Raw genomic sequence first — 25,738 nt, 5'->3', positions numbered from 1 at the left:
TTTATATCTTAATTATTGTCTGTTTTTCTAAATTGATATTTAATAATTTGTTAAAGATACCATGCCCATATTATCTATAATTTTGGCAAAATATCAGTTATCATGTTATATATCATTATGGTAGTTGTACTACAGGCACTTATCACCCTTACTCTGCTTATGTCTCTCATCAAAAACAGGGAATCTGTATTGAATATGCTGCTATTGTATATCGGAGTGGTCACACTGGATATGGGATATGAGTATTTCATCATTCAAAAATTCGGTTATGAATCTGTTCTGTATGAAATTCCGGGAAGTCTCCGTGTTTTTAAAGGGCTCATTTTTCTTTATATCACTACTCATTTAATTCATGCAAAATGGAGAGATAAGCTTAAATACCTGATTGTTCCGCTAACGTTGGTTGTTATTCATCATGCCATTGCCCTTTCTGCAAAAATACTTGATCTTTCCTGGGCAGATATGGCTATCAGATCTTATAAATCCTACTTCGTTTACTACAGCCATTACTGGATTGCCTGCCTTGTTTTATGTATTTATTTACTGACAAGATACCGCAAAAATATTACCCATCCTGTTGCCGGTAATTTTCGATATCTGGTTTGTTACGTATTACTCGGAGTATTGATTTTCTGGACGGTCTATCAATTGGGTTGGGATACTCTGATCTATCAGAAGATCTACAGCCTCCTGTTTCTTTTTCAATTCGGATGGATTTTGTATGTTTATATTTTAACGTACCAGCACAAACTGCAGGAACAGCAGAATACATCACAATTTTCCATTCCCAAAGAAACCTATCAGTATAAAGATCTTTCAAAAATAGATTTTGAAGCTGTGCAAAATGCCATTACCTCTTTCTATCAGGAGAGTCATGATTATCTTGACGAGGAATTTACTTTAGACCAGCTCTCGAGTCATCTGAAAATAAACAAGGCGGATTTAAGCATCACTTTTAATAAGCATCTTCATTCCAATTTCCACGAATATACTAACAGAAGCCGTATACAGCATTTTAAACAGATCTTATCAGAAGATCCTTCAGCAAGTGTTACAGATCTTGCGTTTCAATGTGGTTTTAAATCCAAATCTACTTTTTATAAATATTTTAAAAAAGAATTTGATTGTCTTCCTTCTCAGCTTGTCCATTAGTTACAATTATTTAACATTAGTAACTTATTGATTTACAATACAGTTCGCCTCGAACTCGAGAGAAGCAGTTGCATAAAATTTAAATGAACCAAAACTTTTGAATGAGCTGACATCTTTGCACCAAACTTTATAAGGATGTCACGAGAAAGACTTTTTTTAACAAAAGCAGCATTTTTTCTTCTTGGGCCTTTGGCCTTTGCTCAAACCACCGTTCACGGAACTGTAGTAGACAGTCAGGGGAACCTTCCCAATGCCCTTGTTTATATTGAGGACAGCGGACAGAAGGTAACTTCTGATACTGACGGTTCTTTTGTTCTTAATAATGTTTATGATGGCAGTTATAAGCTTGTTGTAGAATATAAAGGATATGATAATGTTTATATTCCTTTCACCATTACGGATAAAAAGGAAGTAGATCTTGGTTTAATTAAATTCGGAGCTAAGTTTAAAGAAAACAACCTTCAGGAGGTAGTGGTTACCAGTGTGTATAAAGCATCACAGGCCAGGGCAATTACGATGAAGAAAAACTCCAACACGATTACGGAAGTACTCTCTGCCGATGCCATCGGAAAACTGCCGGATCGTAATGCCGCAGATGCCGTACAGCGTATGCAGGGTGTTTCTATTGAAAGAGATATGGGTGAAGGACGTTTTGTAGCGGTACGAGGAACACCTATACAATGGACCTCTTCTACCCTGAATGGCAACAGAATGCCTAGTGCCAGCGGTGACAATGCCAATCGTGGAGTTCAGATGGATATCTTTCCTTCGGAACTTATTCAGAATGTACGTTTATCCAAAGCTCTGACACCGGATCTTGATGGAGATGCCATTGGCGGAAATGTGGATTTTATTACGAAAACCTCCCCCAATAAAGAGACTTTGGCAATAAGTATGGCTTCTGGATACGTCAACATGTCCAAATCCCCTTCTTACAATACATCAGTCGTTTACGGAAATAAAATTACAGATAAGCTGAAATTCATTACCTCAGCAGTGATCTGGGAACGTTCTACGGCTATTGACCAGATGAGAAATATTTACAACTATGGGCTGAAAGATAAAACAGCCTCTTACTCCATCAATCAGCTTCAGCTTCGTGATTACCTTGCAAACCGCAGAACTTTGGGATTCAATTTAGGATTGGATTATGAGATAGACAGCAGGAATAAGTTATATGCAAAAGCGTTATACAGTCAGTACAAAGACGGTCAGTCCGTAAGGGAAACCTATTTTAATTTTGACAGTAAAAATGTACTTCTTCAGGCTCGTCATGCGGATTATCTTACGGATCTGTATTCTATGCAGCTGGGCGGTAATCATCAGGTGGGACAGCGTATGGAGGTAAATTGGTCCGCATCCAAAGCACGTTCCGAATTTAAATTCAACTCTCCTGATAATCTTGAAAAAGACCAAAGGGGCTACCCTATGATCAATTTCATACAACCCATGACCTATGGGAATCTGTCTGCTGACGGAAGAAAGTATATGGCGATGGATGGTCCGGACGGTATTGGCGATACCGGAAGATATACTCTGCCTTATAACCAGCAGGTCATCACAGCAGACAAACTTAGACTGAATCAGATTATTCTGAGCAAGAACCACAACAGTGAGACAGATCTAAGAGGACAGATTGACATCAAATATAAAGTTGCTGATAATTTTGAAATCAAATTCGGAACCAAGTACAACAATAAGAATAAAATCGTCAACAGTTCCATACTGGTTTGGATGCCAAAATCATCATTGGGGATTCCCGGAACTCCGGTAACTTTTCTGAATCAGCTTGAGCGTGAAGCCTTTCAGTACAAAGGAGGTTTCATGAATCCACTGGGTAATCCTTATAATTCTGTTATTATAGATCAGATTACCAATGCACAGATCGACCAGATGTACAATCCAGGTACACAAAACAGTTTAGGACTTATGCAGGTAAGCAGTAAAGACAGCAACTCCAATATTACCAGTTCCTACAGAGGTACTGAAAATGTATGGGCGGCATATCTGATGGGAACCTGGAAAATTTCAGACCAGCTTCAGGTATTGGGAGGTTTCAGAAATGAATATAATGACATTACCTTCTGGGGCAAAAAAGTAATATCTGATAAAGACAATAAAACGGAAGACATTAAAGACAATAAAACCTATAATGTAGTGCTTCCTATGGTCAATATGAAATGGAATATCAGTAGTGACCGGATCTTGCGACTGGCCTACACCCGCTCTTTTGCAAGACCGGATTTCAACGATCTGAATCCAGGAACTATTGTCAATGATATTACCAACACCATCACTCAGGGAAATACGAAGCTGGATCCTACATTTTCAAATAATTTTGATCTTATGTTTGAAAACTACTTTGGAAAGCTGGATTTGATAACAGCCGGAGTATTCTATAAAGATATCACCAATCTTATTTACAAAGACCAGTCTGTGGTAGACCTGGCAGGAAGAACTTATACTTTTACGGCTCCTAAAAATCTGGAAGGAGCCAAACTATTCGGTTTTGAATTCGGAATATCCAAACGTTTTGAAAACCTACCCGGATTTTTGAAAAACATCGGTTTTGAAGGAAATTACACCTACATCTCTTCCAAAATGAATATGCCGGTGTACGAAAACGGCAAGCAAACCGGAACGATGTCTACCACCATTCCAAATCAGGCAAAGCATATTTTCAATACCATCCTGTTCTATGAAACCAGTAAACTGATGATCCGTCTAGCCGGAAATTATAAAGGAAATTATGTAAGCGAAATCAGAGCTGCTGCGGGAGCAGATCATTATCAGTATTTTGATAAAAACTTTACGGTAGACCTTTCCACTTCTTACAGTCTTACAAAGAAGGTCCGCCTATTTATTGAACTGAACAATATTTTTAATGAACCCAACCGCTATTATATGGGAACAAAAGACCGTGTAGAAAATATTTCTTACTCAGGAATACGAGGGCAGCTGGGATTCAATTTCAATTTTTAATCAAAAGTTTTTTTTCATATGAAAAAGTATATATATGGAGCTGCATTTTGTATGACAGCACTGCTGCAGGCACAGGATAAATGCCAGAATATAAGAATCAATCAACTGCAGATTGTAGGAACTCATAATTCATACGCCCAGCCGGCAGATCCTAAAGTACTGGATCTGGTAACTCCTATCATCAACGGAATGATGCAGAAATACAGCAGTATGATGTCTGAAGAGCAAAAAGCTAAATTTAAAGAGTACCATCCTTACGGAATGGACTTGAAAGAAGGATTGAATTATAATCATCCTGACTTCACAGAACAGCTCAATGCCAATCTGAGAGGCTTGGAAATAGACGTCTATTATGACCCGGAAGGCAGCAGATTCAGCCATCCTGCCACGTATGAGGTATTAAAGGCCAAAAGAGTCACTGATTTGGCATCTTTCAATACAAAAGGTATGGATCAGCCGGGTTTCAAAGTACTGCATATGGCAGATATCGATTTCAGAACTCATTATCCGACATTAAAAGATGCGCTTACAGCTCTTAAAACATGGTCTGATCAGCATCCAGGGCACTCTCCTGTTTTTATGATGATTGAAGCAAAAGATTCAGGATTTCCAATTCTTGAAAACAGCACAAAAGTCCTTCCTTTTGATAAAGCAGCCTATGATGATCTGGATGGAGAAATTGTAAAATACCTTGGCAAAGATAAGATCATCACTCCTAAAGAGGTTCAGGGTAAATACCATACACTCAAAGAAGCTGTGACCCACAATAACTGGCCTAAACTGGATGACAGCAAAGGAAAATTTATTTTTATGCTGCTTCCAGGAAGTGCCGGAACTTTACCTTCAAAAAACAATCCTTATCTGATAGATGGTTCATTAAAAGAAAGAGTCATGTTCCTGAACAGTGAACCTGATGATTCGTTCGCAGGATTTATCCTACGGGATAACGCCATTGTAAGACAGAAAGAGATACAGAATCTGGTAAAGCAGGGTTTTATAGTCAGAACCAGATCAGATATTGAAACCTATGAAGCAAAAACCAATGATTTCACCCGTTCTAAAGCAGCTTTCAGCAGTGGTGCCCAGGTGATTTCCACTGATTTTTTCCGCTCAGGAAATACTTATGGAACACCTTATTTTGTACAACCTCCTCAGGGGAAAGATTATATCAACAATCCTTTAAATTCTTCGTGCAAATAATTAACAAGCCGGTTCTGAGTAGAACCGGCTTGTTAATTAATATCTATTTTATCTGAAAGCAAATTAAAGTTCCACTTTTATATGAGACCTTCTAATTGTTGAAAAATGGGAATCAATGCTTTTCCTTTTTTAGTAAGATTATATTCTACGTGTAAAGGCTTCTGCCTGATGACCACTCTCTCCAATAAATTCATTTCTTCCAATTCTCTCAATGCAATGGATAATGATTGTTTATTAGCTCCTTCTATTTCACGCAGCAAACTACTAAAACGCAAAGTTGACTTAATTGCCAAATTCAGTATTTCCGGTTTCAATTTCCCTGAAATGGATTTTAAAAGCTTTTGGACAGGGCATATTTCTCTACCCTCAGCTGAAGTTTTATTAGTCAGATTTTTTTGACTCATTGTGTGTTTTTTTTAATATCGTATATTTGCAAAAATAATAGTTATTAACAGATTAATACAATTTTACATCCACATTTATTAAAAACATTGTAAAAAGCGCAAAAAAACCAATAGAAAATTCTCATTAATATAATATTTATTTTATGATATTTCTTTTTGATTGCCCCGGTTGTAAATTTGCATAACTGTATAATTGATTATTCATTATTTTTTATAAAAACTAAGAACCTAAAACACAAACATGAAAAAAAAATCTTTATCCCCAATCCGGGCTGCAATAAATCCTATTGTACCAGCCTCTATTCCACTACAAGACCACACGCTACAGACCTGCAATAATCATTTGGTTTTCATACAACTGTAATTTTAAAGCAGATATGCTTTATTATACTTCCTCTATATCTATAATGAGGAATCTTCAAATGCTTTAGAATTTGAATACAAGTTATTCATAGGATCAAATATTAATCTAAAAAACATGCGTATGAGAAAAAAAACTTTCTTATCAATCTGGGCTGTATTATGCTCAGCAGCATCCGTTTATGCCTCTTCAAGAGGTGATACGGATTGGCATTTTCGTAATGCCCCCATTATTTTGGGAAGTAACATCCCCGTGACAACCTACAATTTTGATCTGGATCCTTTAATTGTAATTTCACAAAACGTGAATGAAAAAGGAGCAGTTGTCATGAGCGGCCAGCTCCACAAACCTGTCACCACCAGTGACATTCTGATTTCCGTAAAATATCAGAATGCTCAGGGAGAATGGATCAGTGTGTGGTGTAAAACATTGTATGCTAGCAATCAGTATGATGAAAATCTTAATGCAACATTTGAATTACCCGCTTCTGTAAACAGTACATACAATTTAAAAGTTGAGCTAGGCTCAGAGACCAACAGCTTTTCAGACATCACATGGAATAAAGCAGTGAGCCATTACAAGTTCGGAGACTATACTGCGACAGCTTGTGAGCTGGATGAAAATGAATACACAATCCTTTTCACTCCCAAAAAAAGCGGTACGGTATTATTTAATCCTAACGGAACTGTTTCCGGTGTAAAAGACAGGGTAAAATCACAGCATTTGACGAAGAAACTGGATGATATTGTTTTATCAGTCAATGCAAACGGTACATTAGATAACACAAATGCCAATGCACCTGTCATCAACATTGAAAATCCTAACAATCTCGGTACGATTGCCAACTCACAGAAATTTATCTATCAGGGCAGTGACACAAGTCCTTTTGAGTTTTCTTATCATGATCCTGTTTATGTATTTGCCGGTAAGTTTTCAAGTTCGGGCTTCTTTATTAACTTCAGTAACTGGTTTTTACCTCCTGAGGAGGGCGGAGAACCCTGGGGCAGAGGATATTTGGATTTTACAAACCCTAATGCTTTAATTAACAGGTATTACAACCTTTACAATTACATCAACGAGAAGCTGACCGACATTATTGCGGATCAAGAACCTGTAGTTATTGTTGTAAGCGAAATAACAGGTTTCAGGGTATACAAATCTACCGGACAGTATATCACCGTCAATGCATTAAGCAATTATAATACAGTGAATGATTTCGGTTACCCTCCTTTATATGACAAACAGAGAGGACCCGGATCTGAAAATTTCTTTCTGAGCAATACTCCTAAAGCTTCATTATATGGAATAGGAGCCATCAGAAACAGAAAAGTACGTGCTGACTGGAACGGACCGATGAGACCACTTCCGGAAGTAGAAGCTGAAATCAAAAAATTCATAAAATACGTAGGAATTTTTGGAAATTCAACGGCATATGATTCAGCTGATTGCTCAAACAACTGTTTTGTAATCAATGCCGGAGCACAGCCTGACAATACAATAGCAGACTGGACCAAAGCTCCCAACAGCTATATTTTCACAGGTAAAGATAAGGATGGCAATAATGTAGACGGATTGTACATTCCTGTAAAAAAAGCCTATGAAATGTGGCGAAACGGGAATTATATGAAAGGTATCGACGTACCTTCCGGAACAGTAACAGCTGATGTTTTATGGGAAGACAATATGGGATTGATAAAATCTAAAGAAAATTATACTTTGGATATTATAGATTCAGGTGAAAATGCAAAAATAAAAGTACCTGTCAATAAAGTAAAAAAAGGAAATGCATTGGTTGCTTTTAAGGTAAATGGTGAAGTTTTCTGGTCATGGCACGTTTGGGTAACAGATGACCCAACAAATGGCTCTACCTATAAAAGCTATGACGATGTAAAAAGACAATTAAGCGACGGAACTGTAGAGACTATTCCTAATTCCGAATGGGGATGGATGGACAGGAACCTTGGTGCAATCGGGAATTCTTTAACTGGAGCCGGATGGAACAGAAGCGGTGGATTGTTATATCAGTGGGGAAGAAAAGACCCTTTTCCATCGTTAACAAATAATGATGCCAGTTTCTATCAAATAACCGGCAGCTTAGGAAAAATTGTATATGACGACGCTATATCAAGGTTAAGATTTACCAACAGTCCTTTTAATGATTATAAAAACTTTAATGAATTAATAAAGTTTGTCAATAAATCAACAGCCAACATAACAGATAATATCAGAGTTTCAGTAAAAAATCCTCTGAGTCTGATCTATGTCAATGACAATGGTACCAACACTTCTCCCCTTTCTACATATGGCACTATTAATACGGTTCCTTATTATTACAACTGGTTTGGGCAGGTACCGGGGTTACAAACTGACGAACTAAGTAAAGTGAACTTATGGTCTGATAATTCACTGGGAATACAGGCAGTAGATTATACAGTTTCGCAACCTTACAGAAATAAATCTTCTTTTGATCCTTGTCCTAACGGATGGAGGTTACCTTCAGTGTTGGTTGCATCATCAACCAAAAATGTAAGAATGGATTTTACGCCTTTCGGGCCTAAAGTAAACAGTCCGCTTTCAGCTTTAAATCTTGGCAGATCAAATATTTTCCCGGGATTATCTAATCTGAAAACATATCTTGCCGGTATCAAAATATATCCTCAATATGGTTTTGATATGACGAATGTAGGAGGCAACAATATCGGGATATTTCCAGGAACCGGATGGATAGGAAGAGGAATAAGCGGAGATACCAGATATCATACTAAAGCAGGATTCACAGACCAGCTTGAAACCTATTTGTGGACTTCAACAATGACTACGGTTTCCGGTTATTCTTCAGTAGCCAGTGCATTAAGATTAATACCATCTTCAGATCAGATAGTGAATGGCTTCAAACCTGATGAAACTAATTACCCGGATGTTTATGGTGTATACAGCTACAAACCATCTGATGATTATCCAACTAATAATGCACATGCATGCCGATGTATTAAAGATCCGCTATTTGTAAAAAATAACTATGACTTCAAAACCACTTTCTTTAGTGAATCTGAAACATATAAAGTTGGATTAGATAATCCCAATAGTTATATGATTACAAAATCTACAGCAGATAAGGTAATTTCAATACCGGTGAGTAAAGCTTTTTCTGTACAAAGTAATTATTTAGGTAATACCCAAATTCTGGATACTACAAGTTTTAATGATTTAAAAGCAAATATACTTTGGACAGATAATCCTGCTATGGTAACACAATTGACCCTGGATAATCCATCTTCCAAAGATGGCAATATCAATGTGAAGATAAACGCCAATCAGTCTGGAAATGCAGTAGTTACTCTACATAATGGTTCAATCAGTAATCCTGTTTACTGGAGTTGGCACATTTGGGTAACCAATACATCCGTAAATTCTTTTACCCATGTAAATGATACCCCAATCCCGACTGATAATTATATAAACTATACTCAGAAAGGAACTATCATGAAAACAGCTATCATGGATAGGAATTTAGGAGCCGTTGATGTCATGCCAAGTCCTTATAATCCAGGCGTAGCAAATGATGTTAATCAACTTAACCGCTCGCAAGGATTGCACTATCAATGGGGTAGAAAAGATCCTCTGCCTATATTTAATAATATAAACGGTACTAAATACAATATATTGCTGGGTACTACCAATAATGGAATCGTAACCTATTCAAGTTTTACAGAGGCTAGCTATAACTCAATGAATGTGGTAAATTATGACACTTATAAAAGCAGCATTAATGCCAATGATAAAATAGATGTAAGAATAGAAAAAATTCTGGGATATTCTACAGCAAACCCTTTAAAGCTTATGGTACCAACAGTTAAGCATCCGTCACGTGGAGCTAATTATGCTAATTATAATCTTGCTTCAGACTGGCTGTTTGATACTAACTATCATGGATTATATGCTGAACGATGGGGATTAGGTGATAAAAAATCTGTTTTTGATCCTTGCCCGAATGGATGGAGAATACCGGAGACTGGTACAGGTCCCACTTATAAACATCCTATTAGTGGGTCTTCTACAATAAAAACCACCCCTTGGAGCTTTAAAGAAAACTTTGAAACTCCAGCGTATAAAGATACTAATGGTGCAGTAAAATCTGGTCAAATTGTAGGTAATTCAGAACCTGGTTACTATGGATCAACTATTTATAGTAATCTCGCCAGCACTTATGGTAAAACGGTAGGATTTGTATTTAATAATAGTTTATATAATGTAGGAAATTATCCGAAAAGTCTTACAAAGGGTGGCAGAAGCGTAATGTATCCTGATCCGGCAATTACATTCCCTTATTCTAGCATTGGCTCTCTATCAGGTGGAATCTGGTATGCTAATTTAAATGGGGAATTGACAGGCAGAGCTACTTATATGTCTTTTGATAATTTTTCCAGAATTATGGTGAAAAATGCTGATATTGATCCTTTTGCAGCAATGAGCTGCAGATGTGTAAAACAGGAAGATAGCGATACACCAAGAGGACCGTTGCCAGGTATTCCTGTAACACCAAACACAGGTCTTCAGGCCAGAACGGCTTTCAGTAAAACGGCTATCGAGGAAAAAGTAAAAGATGATAAGCTTGTTTTATATCCTAATCCTGTAAAAGATATCCTGTATATTGAAGCAAAAGATGATAAGGATTATTATTATCAGATTTATAATATGTCCGGACAGCTGATGAAAGAAGGTAAATTTATCAATAAACAAACAGATATTACTTCATTATTGACCGGAGCTTATCTTGTAAGAATTAACAATTCTGAAACTATTGTAAAAATTATTAAAAGGTAAATTATAACACATTACTTTAAAGCAATGATGACCGGAATTTCTTCCGGCCATTTTTATTTATATTCAAATATATAAGCTCTTTCCTTTTCGATGATCCCAATTTTTCCAAAAGGAATAAACAAAAAAAGTCTTCTATTTCTAGAAGACTTTTTGCGATCCGGACGGGACTCGAACCCGCGACCTCCGCCGTGACAGGGCGGCATTCTAACCAGCTGAACTACCGGATCTTAAAGTAAATATACAAAACTTTTTCATGTTTAGCAGATCTTAAATAAGGTTCTTTTATAAACAAATTAAAGAGTGTTTGTTTTTTTTAACTGGCGCAAATATATAGCTTTTTTTAGTTTTTCCAAAGAAACCCTATCCTTTTCTTTTCAGGCGTTTGTTAAGATACAGATTATCAAATTAAAAAAAATCAGATATACCTACTTTAAAAATATTTATTTACCTATTCAATTCTAAGATGATGAACCCAAAATGGTATTAAACGAATGTTTTCCCATCATGAAAGTGCAAAAAAAATTGAATCAATCCCAACTTACACTCTATGCACGAAACTCCCTTTCTTTAATCAGTTTTTTATATTCGCTTAATATGGCATTCCAGATCACAGACTGCTCGAATCTATCTTCAATCATCGGTCGTGCATTCATTTTTAATGCCTGGTAATAATCTTTGTCTAAGATCATTTTCTCCATTTCTTCTCTAAGACTTTCACTGTCTTTTACAGGAACAATTACTCCATTCTGATTTTCTACAATGATTTCGTTGCATCCATTAATATCAGAAACTATACTTGGCAATTCCATTGCTCCAGCCTGCATCACCACATTCGGGAAACCCTCACGATAACTAGGGAAAACCAGTGCATCAGAAATCGCAAAATAAGGACGGACATCTTTCTGAAAACCTACGGAGACAATATCCGGGTTATTTTCAATTTCATTTAATGTTTCCGGATATAGAGGATCCAGCTCTTGTTCCAGAGGCCCTACCAATAATAATTTTGAACGCTGCTGATTTTCTTGGTTATTTAAAGCAGAAAATGCTTTTATCAGTTCATTAATTCCTTTGTCTCCCACCAAACGTCCTACAAACACAAAAACGAAATCTGTGTCTTCTATTTTTAATTCTTTTTTTAGAAGCGTTTTCTTATCTTCTGAAACTTGTTCGGGTGAAAAAAATGAAGTATCAATTCCGTTTGATGAACCATTTCCGATTACTTTCAGCTTGTATTTGTCTGCATATTTGTGCTTGATGATATAATCAGACAGCCCTTTTGAGTTTGGGTACACCTGCGTTGCGGAAGCATAGGTTAATTTTTCAACAAGATCTAAAACCTGACGTTTCACCCCTGTTACTTCCATCAATGGTAATCCTGCTACCGTATGCAGTCTATGGGGAACCCCTGCCATTCTTGCTGCCAACATACCTACAATACCAGCTTTAGGAGTATGGGTATGAACAATTTGTGGTTTCTCTTTTCTTAAAAATCGATAAGTACTCCATAAAGATTTGATATCTTTAATGGGGGTAATCTTACGAGACATATCAATCGCTATTACGTCTATTTCTTCATCCTTTTTCACTTCATCAAGCTCCTTACCGGGTGATGAAACTCCTATTACATCAAAATGTTCTGACATAAACCGATGCTGCCCTTTCAGTAGAATTTTTAAAGAAAGCGGCACTGTTGTAATTCGTACCAATTTAGTTTTCAACTCTTCCATTTTTTTTATTATTATTTCTATAAAACCTAGAACTAATTAATAAATTTTTCATAAATCTTTTGTGTGTTGGTGTTTTTACTCATTTATTTTTATTTCTCTTATTTGTGATTTTTAAAAAAACAACATAAATTTTTATGAATCCCTGCTAATCCAAAACTTGTTTCAAACTGAACTTAGTTTTGAATTGACATTGCATCATTCTATTAAGGAAAATCATTAATTCTCCTATTTGTATAAGTGTTTTTTGAGATTTAATAGCTTTTTGTGGCAGAGATAAATGTGCATCATTCTCACATCTTCGCCGGCTATTTATTGGTAATTGAATACCTTTATGTCATGTATTCTACATGATATAAATTTGATTAGATGATTGATTTAATTAATATTTTAATTTACTATTTCTTTAACATCATTAAAATTAAAGAAAATAAAATTTTTATTTATTATACAGAATATTTCAGTTTTCAAGTTTCATAAGCAATTTCATTACATTTTTAATATTTCCAGGAATATTAAAAATTTTCATTTCAATTTTTTTAAGTATTTTTTTTCAGCAATAATAACATAAGCAAAAACCCTTCCATTATCACTTTTTTGGGAAAAATTATTATTATTTATAGAATAAATATATTTTACACATTACCCTTATTTATTTCAAAGTAAAAGCAATTATTGATTGTATTTTATCTTTTGTTGAGAAAATTTTTGTAAATCAGTTACTATTCCTTTATTATCTTTATGATCTGATTTAAAATCAGTTACCTTCAAATTAATATTATCTAGGGATGAATTCTTATATAAGAAATTAAAAGGCACTTTGTTGTATTTTAAGTCAATACCTGAAAAAACAATATTCCCCATCAGTTTCTTTTTAGAATCATTTTTCTGATTAGAATAGGAAATTCCACTTTTGGAATAAAAATCCTTATAATTTTCAATAACTACATTAACGTTGTTTGCGTCACTATCCCCTCTTAGTCTGGCTAAATAAAAGGCAAGCCCGCTCACCTCGTTATTATATGTTATAATTGATTTTAATGAAATATTTACTTTTTTGTTATCCGGAGTATTAGGTTCTATATCTATACCCGTTTTAGGATTAGCTCCATTCGTATTTGAAACTACTAAATTCTGCAGCAAAATATTGTCGCCGCTTATAACAGAAATTCCGTTTCTTCGGTTATTATCAATAAGACCTCCTATTACAGAAATATTATTGGAGAAACCATTTCCTCCTATATAGATACCATCTCCCCAACAGTCTTTGATTACAGGATTATAGATTTTAACATTTACGGCATCTTTAATATTTATTCCCATACCCCATTCTCCTGTTTTTCCCATATGAACAGATCTGTCTCCTATAATATTAGGGTTATATATACTGACATTTTTCTTTCCTGTAATATCAATCATGGCATATCCCTGGTTGCTCGATGCTTTCAAATTTAATTGAGATTTATCATCAAATAACAAAGTAGAATTATCCTTGAGTTGAAGTCCCTTATCATTGATTAAAACAGGAAAATTGGGTAATAAAACCGTTGTATTTTCATTGATTGCTTTTTGAATATATGCTGTGTAATCTTCTGATCCGTCCTTTTTGTAATTCTTGGGAAGAAGTTTTACAACTTCAAAAGAAGTTGCTTTTAAATTATTGAAAGATGAAGTGACTTCAGCTTTTTTAATATAAGCATCAGGAACATCTTTATAACTAAATTTCCCCTGCGCACATGATAGATTAACTATAAGTAAAAAAATTAATAAGCTTCTCATAATGTATAATATATTTCACGATAATATTTGGCAATTTCTTCAATAGAGAAATTTGTTGATCTGGAAAAACATTTTTCGGCAGTTGTGTTATAAAAAGATGAATTTGAGTGTAATTTTTTAATTATATCAGCTAAATCCTCCTCTTTTCCTCTATCAAATAATATTCCATACTCTGAAACGACTTCTGAAAGACCCGGTACATTGGAGGCAACCACAGGCTTATTACAAGCCATACCTTCTACTGCTACGATACCAAACCCTTCATAATGTGATGATACAACTACTACATCGCTCATTTTGATAAGTTCGGCGATATTGGCCTGATTACCTAAAAAAAAGGCTCTACTTTCCAATCCATTGTTTTTCACGAGTTCTTTACAGTTTTCTAATTCCGGCCCATCTCCTACGAACATCGTTTTTACATAAGAAGGTAACAATGCTAGTGCTCTGATCAGGGTAGGCTGGTCTTTTGCAGCTCTGAAACTTGCTACCTGAATTAATAAGAAATCTTCGTCAGATAAATTATACGCAGTCCGGGAATAGGCTTTTGAATTATAAAACCTACTCAGGTTGACTCCATTATTTATGACCTTCATCTTTGCTTTAAATTCAGATCCTAAATGCTGAATAAGATTTTTTTCTGTGGATTCTGAAATACAGATAATAGAATTTAATTTGGAGTAAATAAATTTTTCTATCCTTTTTAAATACCACTTAGATCTTCTGTTATTTTCGGTACTATGTTCAGTAAATACTACTTTCTGTTTTCCGGAAAAGAAGAGCTTGTACAATACCCCCCAATATAATGTTGGAAATAAATGCAAATGAATAATATCTGCATCTGCCACTACTCTATTGATAAAAAAAGGTATCCTAATGTCATATAGGCTTTTTGAAGGAATTACTTCAATTTTTATTTTTCCGTTACTTTCTACTTCTTTTTTTAGAGAAGTATCAATATCGTCTAATAATAGCAAATGTATTTCGTCTGACCCTCTTTCAGATAATTCTGCGCAAAGGTCAACTACTAATCTTTCAGCACCGCCAAACCTTAAACTATTTATGATATGATATACTTTCATTATTATTGAGTGTTCCGATAATTAGAATAAGTGGAATAATGATATAATGTGTATTTATAAATGATGCATGAAAGTTTCCTCCAACAAGCATTAATAAAAAAAGGAAAAACAAAATTGGCTGCTTTTTTAAGCCTTTAAACCATACAACAATTACAAATAATAATAGCAGCAAGGTAAAAACGATACCATACTGCACCAGAAAATCTAAAATAAAATTATGGGGCAACATAGATTTTGAAGTCTCGCTAAAACCCAAAAACCTGGCACCAAACCAGAAGTTTTTATAAAAATAATTTAGGGCATTCAAATAATTGTCTAGACGTCCGGAATCATTAGACAAATTAGTTGTTCTGTTTAAAGAATAAATATATAATATGGTCTTAACCAGGGGAAAGCCTGCAATTAATGATATCACAATTACTTTTATATTCCTCAGGTATATAAGCAGAAAAAAAATGGCAATAAAAAGAGCTGCTATACCGGATCTTCCAGAGGTTAATACACTGGTTCCAATAGTAAAAAACAACAAAATGATACTCCATTTATAATTAATGAAATATTGCTTAGTCAATAATCCAAAACATAAAATTAAAGAAACACTTGACAAATAGATCGATGAAATACTGTAATCATAAAAAAGACCGGCAAACCCTGTTCTGGACGTACCAAATTGATTCTGAACACCCAGATAATTTATTCCCAGGAGTTTAAAAGACAGATATTGGATTAATACCATTAAACCTGCTACGGATCCCGCAAAAACATAAAACCTCATCATCGACAAAACAGTTAATTTGGATATTTTCAACTTGATCAACGCTACTATAATTATTAATAAGAATAACAGTGTTTTTATCAATGTTTCGACCAAAATTTTCGGATAATTGGACTGATTAAAAAAATAGACACCCAAACAAAACAACAATAATCCAAGCCCTAGAACTTGAATGAGCTGGTTCTTTTTTGAAGAAAAGTTACTTACAAGTAATACACAGATAAATAAAAACTGAATAATAATAAAAAGGCTGAAGAAGCTGCTTCCCACCAAAGGGCTGAAGCTGAATGGTAAAGTTAATATTAAACAAATAGTAAATGCTTCATTAATGGTAGCCCTCTTACGTATACGATTAAAGTAAAAAAGAAATAATAGAATAGATAAACCGCCTACTACAATCTGGTTTAAATTAAACATATATAATATTGAAATCACAAAACATATTGACGTACCTATAAGGTAATCAGATTTTGTGAATTTATCTATAGTATTATTTATTTCCAATCTTTTCATTTATCAATTCATATATTCCAAAAAAAGTTGATTTACTCAATGCTAACTTCATTACATGGGTAAATGGTAACCTTTTTAAGTTAAATAATAAAATTTTAAGATATCTTTTACCTAAAACACGATTAACATTGAATTCATTATTCGGGTAATTTGATTTTAGTTCTAAAGACAGTTTCTTAAAAAAGGAAAGAATGAAATCCACTGAAAAGTCTTCAAAACTGATATTTCTAATCTTATCCGATAAAGACAGAATATAAATAAAATCTAATTCTTTTTGATTTAAAACTATATTCTGCTGCTGTAAAGCCAGCTGCTGAATATTGGATATTGTTCTCTTTCTCTGTTCTATCTGGCCAGCTCCAATATTGGTTTGGCTATTGGGTGTATCTCTATAATACAACAAAGGCATTCTAAAATTGTATCCCTTACCATATTGTAAAATTTTGATCCACAATTGATAATCTTCAGCATACTTATAATCCTTCTCAAAAAAAAGATTATTCTCTTTAATAATACCAGCCCTGAACATCACTGCCGGATGGGTAAAAGGTGTACTGAAAATTGAATGTATTCTAATTGATGTATCATCAACTGGAAGTACACTTAGATGAAAATGAGAAATAGAATGGGCAAATTCCTTTCTGGATGAGCTGCAGATAATATATTCCGGATTTTTCTCCATGAAATCTATCTGCATTTGAAAACGGGATGAATGGCATATATCATCGGCATCCATTCTGGCAATATATTCACCTTTTGATAATAAGATCCCTTTATTCAAAGTATCTATTAATCCTAAATTCTTTTCATTTTCAATGTATCTTATCCTTTCATCATTATAGCTTAATATGATTTCTTTTGTAAAATCTGTGGAACCATCATTAATAACCAACAATTCAAAGTCTTTAAAACTTTGTGCAAGTATACTGTCTACTGCTGTTCTAAGATACTGTTCAGCATTATATGCAGGTAAAATTACCGAAATTTTAGGATTCATTCTTTACATAAAGTTTAACATTATTAAAATTCTTCAGCCATGCATCGTAAAAATTTTTACTTTTTCCATAAACGTTATCCAAGATAACAACCTCTTTATCCAATAAGATACTAAGGATTAAGCCATGCAAACGCGTTGTATATACTTTATGATATTGATTAATAAACTCCTTTCCACGATTGATATGCAGATCCATTCCATTCTTCTTTTTTAATCCATAAGCATTATCAATTATTAAAGAAGAGGCGGGCAAATACTTGATGACTTTTGAAAGCTTACCGTCCAGAGCTTCTACATAATTGGTGATGGTATTCATTCTTTTTGAAGAAGAATTGTAAGTAGGCCAATCTTTTATATCATATTCACCTTCAATAACATTTTGAAAAGAATCTTTACTTGCTTCTGCATCGGTTCTGTTCAGATATAAGTTCTTTCTTGTTTCCGGAGAACTGGTTCTAATATCAGCATCAAAATCTAAAAAGAAAGCCATATCCGGTGCTAATTTTAATTTTTTTTCATTAAAATTGGCTTTTAAAGTATCATATGAAGGCAGATCTCTTACTAATACATAAAGATCACGATGAGCATTGAAAATAGCAAAATCTCTTTTTAGGTTTTCTTCTCTATTGTAATGTACCGTTTGAGGTAAAACAATAATCCTGTTGTTAGGAAAATTTTCAATAATGTATCTTTTAAAACTTTGACTTGATTCATATATATCACCAAAGTTTCCTCCTCCGTGCAGCAGAATAATTGTCTTTTCAGATTTTATATCGCTTTTTTTGAAAGTATATCTGTTGTACTGCCCAATACATTTATGCGCTAATGTTTTAAAAAATTCTAATTCTCCTTTCCAAATTAAAGAATCTCCAATATTTCTATGATTAGGTATATCTAACAGAATAAAATCATTATCAATGAGTGGAGTAAGCCGAGTAGATATTATATTTTTTAATTGTCTTATATTTTCTTTATTGGAATTCATATTTATTTTTTTAGAGAATTTAATTTATTAAAGACCTTTTTAAAAATATCTTTATTAAAATAACCGAACAGTAATAAGGACAATACCGTTAATGGTATTGAAATTAAATGACTACTGTTTAAGTATAACAGGATAATTATACTAAAAACTACCAGCATCTGTATGATGAAAGACTTAATATCTATATCTAATTTCAAAATCTCAGCAGTCTGTCTGTATCTTATAACAAACATAACAAAGAAGCTGACAAATGTACCTAAAGCAGGTGCATAAAGACCAATATACTTAATAAAAGCCATTGAAATAAATACGTTTATCAATGCTCCGATCATACTTGTAATAAAAATCCCTTTCGTTGATTTGGTTTTCAGGTAAATAGCACCTAAAAAACCTGAGATCGACGAAAAGCAGGAGCCAATATACAGAAGGGTGGCATATTTCCAGGATTCATAAAATTTTGAATCAAACAGAACTTCCGTAATTAATGGAGTAGCTGCTATTAAAATGGTTGATAAGCCAATATTTACAGCGATATATTTATTAAAAAGCTTTGAAAAAAAAGGATTATTAGGATCATTCCCAGAGATTGCCATATCCTGCCAGGCCAGCATAAATACAGTATTGAAAATAGTCAGAATAGCGGGCAACCTTGCAGAAACAGCATAAATACCATTATCTTCTATTGTTAAAAATTTTAAAATAATATATCTATCTGATGCATTAATAACCCACCAGCTTATGGAATTCAATATTAATGGGAGCGAATAAAATAGAATCTGCTTTTGTAATGAATAGTTTATTTTTATACTAACATATTTCTTAAACAGAAAGCTTACTTTAAACAACATCAATAAAATTGCAATAAAATTACTGATAAAAAGTGCATAAAAGATACCCTGTACCTTATCATGAAATATATCCGTCAGTAAGAAAAGTAAACTAAAAGAAAATATAAAAAAGCTATTTATAATTCCTATAAATGAATAGTATCTCGTTAATCCTAACCCTCTTAATATTTGCTGAAAAAAGGGCAATAAACATGAGCTTATAATCAGCAGTGACAATTCTTTCTGATAAGGAATATGATAGAAAAGCCCAGCCAGGTAAAGCAATAGTTCAAAGCTGATAAAGGAAATCAATAATAAAATACTACATTGCTTAAATATATTATCAATATAATTTTCTTTTTCGTTTTCTTTGTCCAGAAACCAGCGATAAATTGCCTCATTCATCTGCAAAGAGACAAAAGGAACTAATAAATTGACACTTGTTAACACTAAGTCATATTCTCCTAATTCTTTTCTGGAAAGGTAGTAGGAATAAATAGGAATTAATAGAAAAGATAAAATCTTAGATCCAAAATTACCAATTGTATATATTAATGTACTTTTTATTAAAGTATTGCTATTCATTATTATAGTAATAAATATTTATTTTCGTTCATATTTATTTATAATCTTGAATGACTTTCTTCTAAGATTCCTTTTACGTCATAAATTATTCCATTTTCTTTTAAATGATTTTTCAAATCCAGATCATTGAATTGTTTATGTGCAACGGTAAGGATAATAGCATCATATTTTTCCTGTGGAATTTCATTCACGACCTCTAATCCATATTCGTGTTTTACTTCATCAGGATTAGCCCATGGATCAAAAGTTGTAACCTGTAAAGCATAGTCTTCAAGCCCATGAATCACATCTACTGCTTTTGTATTACGCACATCCGGGCAATTTTCTTTAAAAGTTATTCCTAAATTCAAAACTGTGGCACCATTAATGGTCACCTTGTTTTTAATCATAGTTTTCAATAACTGAGAAGCTACATACTGTCCCATGGAATCATTAAGACGGCGTCCTGCTAATATAATTTCCGGATGATATCCTTTTTCCTGAGCTTTCTGAGCCAGATAATATGGGTCTACACCAATGCAGTGTCCCCCTACCAGCCCCGGTTTGAAGGGTAAAAAGTTCCATTTGGTTCCTGCTGCTTCCAATACTGCATGAGTGTCAATATCTAAAAGATTGAATATTTTTGCCAATTCGTTTACAAAGGCAATATTAATATCCCTTTGGGAATTTTCAATTACTTTAGCAGCTTCTGCAACCTTGATTGTTGGAGCTAAATGAGTCCCCGCAATGATTACGGACTGATATAATTTATTTACTATTTCCCCGATTTCAGGTGTTGAGCCCGAGGTAACTTTTAAGATTTTTTCAACAGTATGCTCTTTATCACCGGGATTAATACGTTCAGGAGAATATCCTGCAAAGAAGTCCTGGTTAAATACCATTCCTGAAACTTTTTCCAGAACAGGAATACATTCTTCTTCAGTAGCTCCGGGATATACGGTAGATTCGTAAATCACTATATCACCTTTGGACAATACTTTTCCTACAGTTTCTGAGGCTTTATACAGTGGAGTAAGGTCAGGACGGTTATGCTGATCCACCGGAGTAGGAACAGTAATAACGTAAATATCTGCATCCTGAATATCCTTGATATCCGCTGAACAATACAATCCTTTTGCAGCATCCTGATTAAAAGGATTATTCTGAATTAATACAGATTCCAATACTTCGTTTTCCACTTCCAGAGTACTGTCTACCCCTGTGTTTAATTCCGCAATTCTTTTCTGATTAATATCAAAACCTACAACCGGATATTGTGTGGCAAACAACCTGGCTAAAGGCAAACCTACATATCCTAATCCTATAATGGCAATTTTATGTTCTTTCTTCATAAAGATTCAATTAAAAAAATGTTTACTTTAAATTTGTCCAATACCAGGTAATAGCTTCTTCTAAACCTTTATCTATATTATGGCTAGGTTTATATCCTAACAATTTTTCTGCTTTTTCAACTGATGCCAGTGAATGTGGAATATCTCCTACACGGTTTGGACCATGAACAGCATCAATGTTGGCAATCTCTCCATCAAATTCGCTAAGATATTTTTTTAGATACCCTATAAGATCATTCAATGTTGTACGATCACCCACTGCTGTATTATAAACTGTATTTACCGCATCCGGATTTTCAGTAAGCATGGCCAGCTCATTCATCTGAATTACATTGTCTATGTATGTAAAATCACGGGAATAATCACCTGTACCATTAATTTTCGGTGACTCATGATTAATCAACTGTTTTATAAATAAAGGAATCACGGCAGCATAAGCTCCGTTGGGATCCTGTCTCCTTCCAAATACATTAAAATACCTCAGACCGATGCATTCCATTCCGTAAGTTTTTCCGAATACATCTGCATACAATTCATTGACATATTTGGTAATAGCGTATGGAGATAATGGTCTTCCGATAACATCTTCTACTTTGGGTAATGATGCAGAATCACCATATGTGGATGAGGAGGCGGCATATACGAAACGCTTTACGTTGGCATCGCGTGCAGCAATCAGCATATTTAAAAATCCTGAAACATTCACATCGTTACTTGTAATAGGATCTTTAATAGATCTTGGAACTGAGCCGAGTGCAGCCTGATGCAGAATATAATCTACATTTTCCACTGCCTTCTGACAAACTTCCAAATCACGGATGTCCCCTTCAATGAGTTTATAGTTTGGATTTTCAAGGAAAGGTTCAATATTATGGCGGTGTCCTGTTGCAAAATTGTCTAAGCACACTACATAATAGCCTTTATTTAAAAAATACTCCGTTAAGTTAGAGCCAATAAAACCCGCTCCACCTGTAATTAAAATTTTATTCATTTTTATGATTTGAAAATTTTACTCCACCAACTTTTTTTATCATTTGTTTGGCTGTAGCCATATCCATAGCTATAGTTATATCCGTAACCTCCTGCACGTTTTGAAACATCATTAACGACAAAAGATACATTATTCAACTTAGAGTCTTTCACCAGGTCATTAGCAAAATCTATCAAAATATTTCTTGATACTCCGGATCTTACTACATATAATGTTGCATCTGCTGTATCAACAATGCTAAGAGTATCTGAAACCAGCATCAGCGGTGCAGAGTCTATAATAATATAAGCATATTGAGAAGACATCTCCGCAATAAGTTTTTGATATCTTCCGTTAGAAAGCAGTTCCTGAGGGTTAGGAGGAATTGCTCCGGCATAAATGACATCACATGAAGGGTTGGTAGTAGATGTATGGATAAGTTCTTCCACGTTTACGGAATTATCATATAAATATTCTGTAAGACCTTTTCTTTTGGTTGGTTCACTGTCATATCGCTGGATCTGAGGGTTACGAATATCTGAACCTATCAAAAGCGCCCTTGAATTTTTATTGGCAATGGTAAGCGCCAGATTCACAGAAACCAGGGTCTTCCCTTCTCCTTTTACCGAAGAAGTTACCATAATTACCTTAGCAGAATCTTTTACAGGTAAAACAAATTTAAGGTTAGAAACAAGAACTCTGAAAGCTTCAGCCAACTCAGAAAAATCGTTTTTCTGTATCAAATGATTTTCATTATCCTTAAGTGAAGGTATATCTACCAATACCCCCAATTCTGAACGTTCTTTAATATCATCTCTGGTATAAATCTTATCATCCAGCATGAAAGCGAAGTATAAAACAGCAAATGGAAATAATAAACCAAGCAATACTGCTCCTAAAAAGATAATATCTTTTTTAGGGGATACAGGTATATCTTCTGTAAATGCAGGGTTTACAATTTTAGCTTTCGGTACATTTACCGACAGATTGATTGCATTTTCTTCTCTTTTTTGAAGGAGAAATAAAAACAACTGTTCTTTAAGGTTTTGCTGACGTTCAATTCCTCTATAGACTTTAGACTGTCCGGGAACTTTTTCAATCATACTATTATTAGTATTGATCTGGTTCTGCAGCTGAGAAATACCAGTCTGCACCGTTTGCTTCTGCTCACGGATATTATCACGGATTACTTCCTTTAAAGAAGCAATTTCCCTGTTCATTTCTATAACAGCAGGGTTTTCATTGGTTGCCTGTTTAAGGGTTTTATTCCTGCTGATAATCAACGAATTATATTGAGAAATCGATTGTTCCAGTGAAGGATTTAGCCCAAGGTTGGATGGCATAAGCTGGTTATTGCCTTTTGAAGCCTCTCCTGAAAGGGAGTTCAGAAGATCCAGCTGGGCCTGCTGCTGAAGGAGAACTTTGGTATTATCACTTGTATTCTGTAGTGCCAGTTCTGCCTGTGCCTGAATGTCTACAATACGATTACGGTTCTCAAAATCTTCTTTTTGATTTTCTACCCCGGAAAGATCTTTGGTAATTACTTCCAGTCTTTTATCGATGAATTCCTGAGTATTCTGAGCTTGTAAGTTTTTATCTTTCTGCCCATCCAGATTATACTGCCTGGTCACCTCATTAAGAATAGCTTCCGATTTTTCAGGAAGAGTTCCTATCAGGTTAATCTCCATTAGCATGGCTTTTTCATCTGGTAAATTTACCTCTATCTTTTTTTCTAATTTTTTTACTTTCTCAATGGGATTCCAAAAAACTATTTTATATTTTGATTTAAAAGCAATAGCAGGATTTCTCTGAAATACCACACTCCCAAAATCCAGACTTATAGGAGTATTAAATTTGCCTTTAAAGGTCTCTTTTTTTTTATCCTGAAGCGTAAACTGATCTCCCTTTAAATCTATCATCGTATATTCAGAGAATATAAAATTCTCATTATTATTATATGATAATATTTTTGCAATAACAGGGACTTTACTAAACAGTTGTGAATCTTTAATTTCTCCTGTATTGAAATATTCTACACTGAGATTAAGATTTTTTACAACCTCCATGAGGATAGGCCGTGAGGTGACTACCGCTCCTTCACTTTTCAGTTCATCAGCATTGCCTAAACCCATACCTAGATTCTCCAGATCAGATAATGCTGAGGAAAGATTACTTTGTTTTTTATCAAATTTGAGGACTGTTGTTGATTGATACTGAGGTACACTGTATCTAAGATAAATGTAGGCTCCTATTACAAAAACCAAAATAGAAGCAATAAACCACGGCCATTTATATAGGTACTGAGAGATAACTTTTTTTAGGTTCAAACCGTCTTCCTTTTCCTGAAATTCTATCTTCTGCATATTTTATTTTCGTGTTAAAGCAATAATAAGCGTACCTGCTGTTAATAATGCACCAATAATCTGGAATGTAAGAGCTCTGTTTGGGTTCGAGTTAGCCTGAACCTGTTTATTGTTGTCCGGCTGTACATATAATATGTCATTTTGTTTCATATAATAGTATGGTGAACTCACGATATCGGATCTGGTAAGGTCGATATTAGCAATCTGGTCAGTCCCATCATCTCCTGTACGGATAAGTTTTACATTTGTACGATCTCCGAAATCTGTCATATCACCGGCTAAACCTAATGCCTGAAAAATGTTAATCTTTTGAGAGACACTTTCTTTCTGCCCAGGGTTTTTTACTTCACCTAAGATACTCACATTGAAGTTTTTTAGAGTAATGCTCACCATAGGATCTGTAAGATATCTCTTAAGTCGAGCCTCCAGGTCTTGTTTCAACTGTATCTGCGTCATCCCTTTAGCATATACATTTCCTATTACAGGGAAGTATATATTTCCTTCTTCATTTACCAAATATTCACTTGGCTGCGAGTATTGATTTATTCCGGTATTAGAATTGCTTCCTACTTTATTTGTCGTATTGAGATTGAAAGGTTTTACCGCTGCTTCATCAAGTGCAGATACAAGAATCAGCAGTACATCACCTTCCTGAATATGTAAGCCCTGGAATTTTGCTTTTGCAACTTCTTCTTCCATATTATGCTTTGATATATATATCATATTCTGTTTCGGTCTGCATGATAATAAAGTAACCGATAACAATATTATATACGCAATAATAGTTTTATTCATATGTTTTTATTCTAAATCTACTTGTGTTATTGTTCTAAAATCTACTTGAGCTAACTTCAATTTTATTAAAATAATTTTTGAAAGAA

16 protein-coding genes and 1 tRNA gene are annotated in these 25,738 nt (G+C 34.2%); 4 read left to right on the top strand and 13 right to left on the bottom strand.

Features of this window, described 5'->3' with window-relative positions:
* The first annotated feature begins 102 nt into the window (after window positions 1–102).
* The 3 genes from KIK00_RS21135 to KIK00_RS21125 all read left to right on the top strand — a co-directional run bounded on the left by KIK00_RS21135 (window position 103) and on the right by KIK00_RS21125 (window position 5,334).
* A complete protein-coding gene (locus KIK00_RS21135; protein WP_255814238.1) occupies window positions 103–1,152 on the top strand; it encodes a helix-turn-helix domain-containing protein in 1,050 nt (349 codons plus the stop codon).
* 135 nt (window positions 1,153–1,287) lie between these two features.
* Window positions 1,288–4,134, top strand: a complete 2,847-nt coding sequence (locus KIK00_RS21130; protein WP_255814237.1) for a TonB-dependent receptor — start codon at window positions 1,288–1,290, stop codon at window positions 4,132–4,134.
* 18 nt (window positions 4,135–4,152) lie between these two features.
* Window positions 4,153–5,334 (top strand): phosphatidylinositol-specific phospholipase C domain-containing protein, encoded by a 1,182-nt coding sequence (locus KIK00_RS21125; protein WP_255814236.1) that lies wholly within the window; start codon window positions 4,153–4,155, stop codon window positions 5,332–5,334.
* Between the two features lie 77 nt (window positions 5,335–5,411).
* Here KIK00_RS21125 and KIK00_RS21120 read toward each other — a convergent pair whose 3' ends face one another.
* The gene (locus tag KIK00_RS21120; protein WP_255814235.1) at window positions 5,412–5,738 is read right to left on the bottom strand and encodes a helix-turn-helix domain-containing protein; all 327 of its coding nucleotides are present in this window, start codon (window positions 5,736–5,738) and stop codon (window positions 5,412–5,414) included.
* Between the two features lie 484 nt (window positions 5,739–6,222).
* Here KIK00_RS21120 and KIK00_RS21115 point away from each other — a divergent pair, with 484 nt between their 5' ends.
* Window positions 6,223–10,923, top strand: coding sequence for a T9SS type A sorting domain-containing protein (locus tag KIK00_RS21115; RefSeq protein ID WP_255814234.1), 4,701 nt, complete (start codon window positions 6,223–6,225; stop codon window positions 10,921–10,923).
* 153 nt (window positions 10,924–11,076) lie between these two features.
* Here KIK00_RS21115 and KIK00_RS21110 read toward each other — a convergent pair.
* The 12 genes from KIK00_RS21110 to KIK00_RS21055 all read right to left on the bottom strand — a co-directional run bounded on the left by KIK00_RS21110 (window position 11,077) and on the right by KIK00_RS21055 (window position 25,556).
* Window positions 11,077–11,150, bottom strand: a tRNA-Asp gene (locus tag KIK00_RS21110).
* Between the two features lie 318 nt (window positions 11,151–11,468).
* A complete protein-coding gene (locus tag KIK00_RS21105; protein ID WP_255814233.1) occupies window positions 11,469–12,653 on the bottom strand; it encodes a glycosyltransferase family 4 protein in 1,185 nt (394 codons plus the stop codon).
* Between the two features lie 669 nt (window positions 12,654–13,322).
* A complete protein-coding gene (locus KIK00_RS21100; RefSeq protein ID WP_255814232.1) occupies window positions 13,323–14,429 on the bottom strand; it encodes a right-handed parallel beta-helix repeat-containing protein in 1,107 nt (368 codons plus the stop codon).
* Window positions 14,426–15,511: a glycosyltransferase gene (locus KIK00_RS21095; RefSeq protein WP_255814231.1), complete on the bottom strand. Its 1,086-nt coding sequence runs from the start codon at window positions 15,509–15,511 to the stop codon at window positions 14,426–14,428. Before KIK00_RS21095 ends, KIK00_RS21100 begins: the two co-directional genes overlap by 4 nt.
* Window positions 15,486–16,799 carry an O-antigen ligase family protein gene (locus KIK00_RS21090; RefSeq protein ID WP_255814230.1) on the bottom strand — a complete coding sequence of 438 codons (1,314 nt, stop codon included), beginning with the start codon at window positions 16,797–16,799 and terminating at the stop codon, window positions 15,486–15,488. The genes KIK00_RS21095 and KIK00_RS21090 overlap by 26 nt, the downstream gene beginning before the upstream one ends.
* Window positions 16,777–17,796, bottom strand: a complete 1,020-nt coding sequence (locus KIK00_RS21085; protein WP_255814229.1) for a glycosyltransferase family 2 protein — start codon at window positions 17,794–17,796, stop codon at window positions 16,777–16,779. The genes KIK00_RS21090 and KIK00_RS21085 overlap by 23 nt, the downstream gene beginning before the upstream one ends.
* Window positions 17,786–18,781 (bottom strand): polysaccharide pyruvyl transferase family protein, encoded by a 996-nt coding sequence (locus KIK00_RS21080; protein WP_255814228.1) that lies wholly within the window; start codon window positions 18,779–18,781, stop codon window positions 17,786–17,788. Before KIK00_RS21080 ends, KIK00_RS21085 begins: the two co-directional genes overlap by 11 nt.
* A 2-nt stretch (window positions 18,782–18,783) precedes the next feature.
* The gene (locus tag KIK00_RS21075) at window positions 18,784–20,193 is read right to left on the bottom strand and encodes a lipopolysaccharide biosynthesis protein (RefSeq protein WP_255814227.1); all 1,410 of its coding nucleotides are present in this window, start codon (window positions 20,191–20,193) and stop codon (window positions 18,784–18,786) included.
* Between the two features lie 38 nt (window positions 20,194–20,231).
* A complete protein-coding gene (locus tag KIK00_RS21070; protein ID WP_304664983.1) occupies window positions 20,232–21,524 on the bottom strand; it encodes a nucleotide sugar dehydrogenase in 1,293 nt (430 codons plus the stop codon).
* Window positions 21,525–21,546: 22 nt separating this feature from the next.
* Window positions 21,547–22,515 carry an SDR family oxidoreductase gene (locus KIK00_RS21065; protein ID WP_255814226.1) on the bottom strand — a complete coding sequence of 323 codons (969 nt, stop codon included), beginning with the start codon at window positions 22,513–22,515 and terminating at the stop codon, window positions 21,547–21,549.
* A gap of 2 nt (window positions 22,516–22,517) precedes the next feature.
* Window positions 22,518–24,857, bottom strand: a complete 2,340-nt coding sequence (locus KIK00_RS21060) for a polysaccharide biosynthesis tyrosine autokinase (RefSeq protein ID WP_255814225.1) — start codon at window positions 24,855–24,857, stop codon at window positions 22,518–22,520.
* 3 nt (window positions 24,858–24,860) lie between these two features.
* Window positions 24,861–25,556: a polysaccharide biosynthesis/export family protein gene (locus KIK00_RS21055; protein WP_255814224.1), complete on the bottom strand. Its 696-nt coding sequence runs from the start codon at window positions 25,554–25,556 to the stop codon at window positions 24,861–24,863.
* Window positions 25,557–25,738 lie beyond the last annotated feature (182 nt).

The organism is Chryseobacterium sp. MA9, assembly GCF_024399315.1.
GTDB lineage: Bacteria > Bacteroidota > Bacteroidia > Flavobacteriales > Weeksellaceae > Chryseobacterium.
Note: the sequence above shows the minus strand (reverse complement) of the source record. Positions and strands in the feature narration are given on the sequence as shown.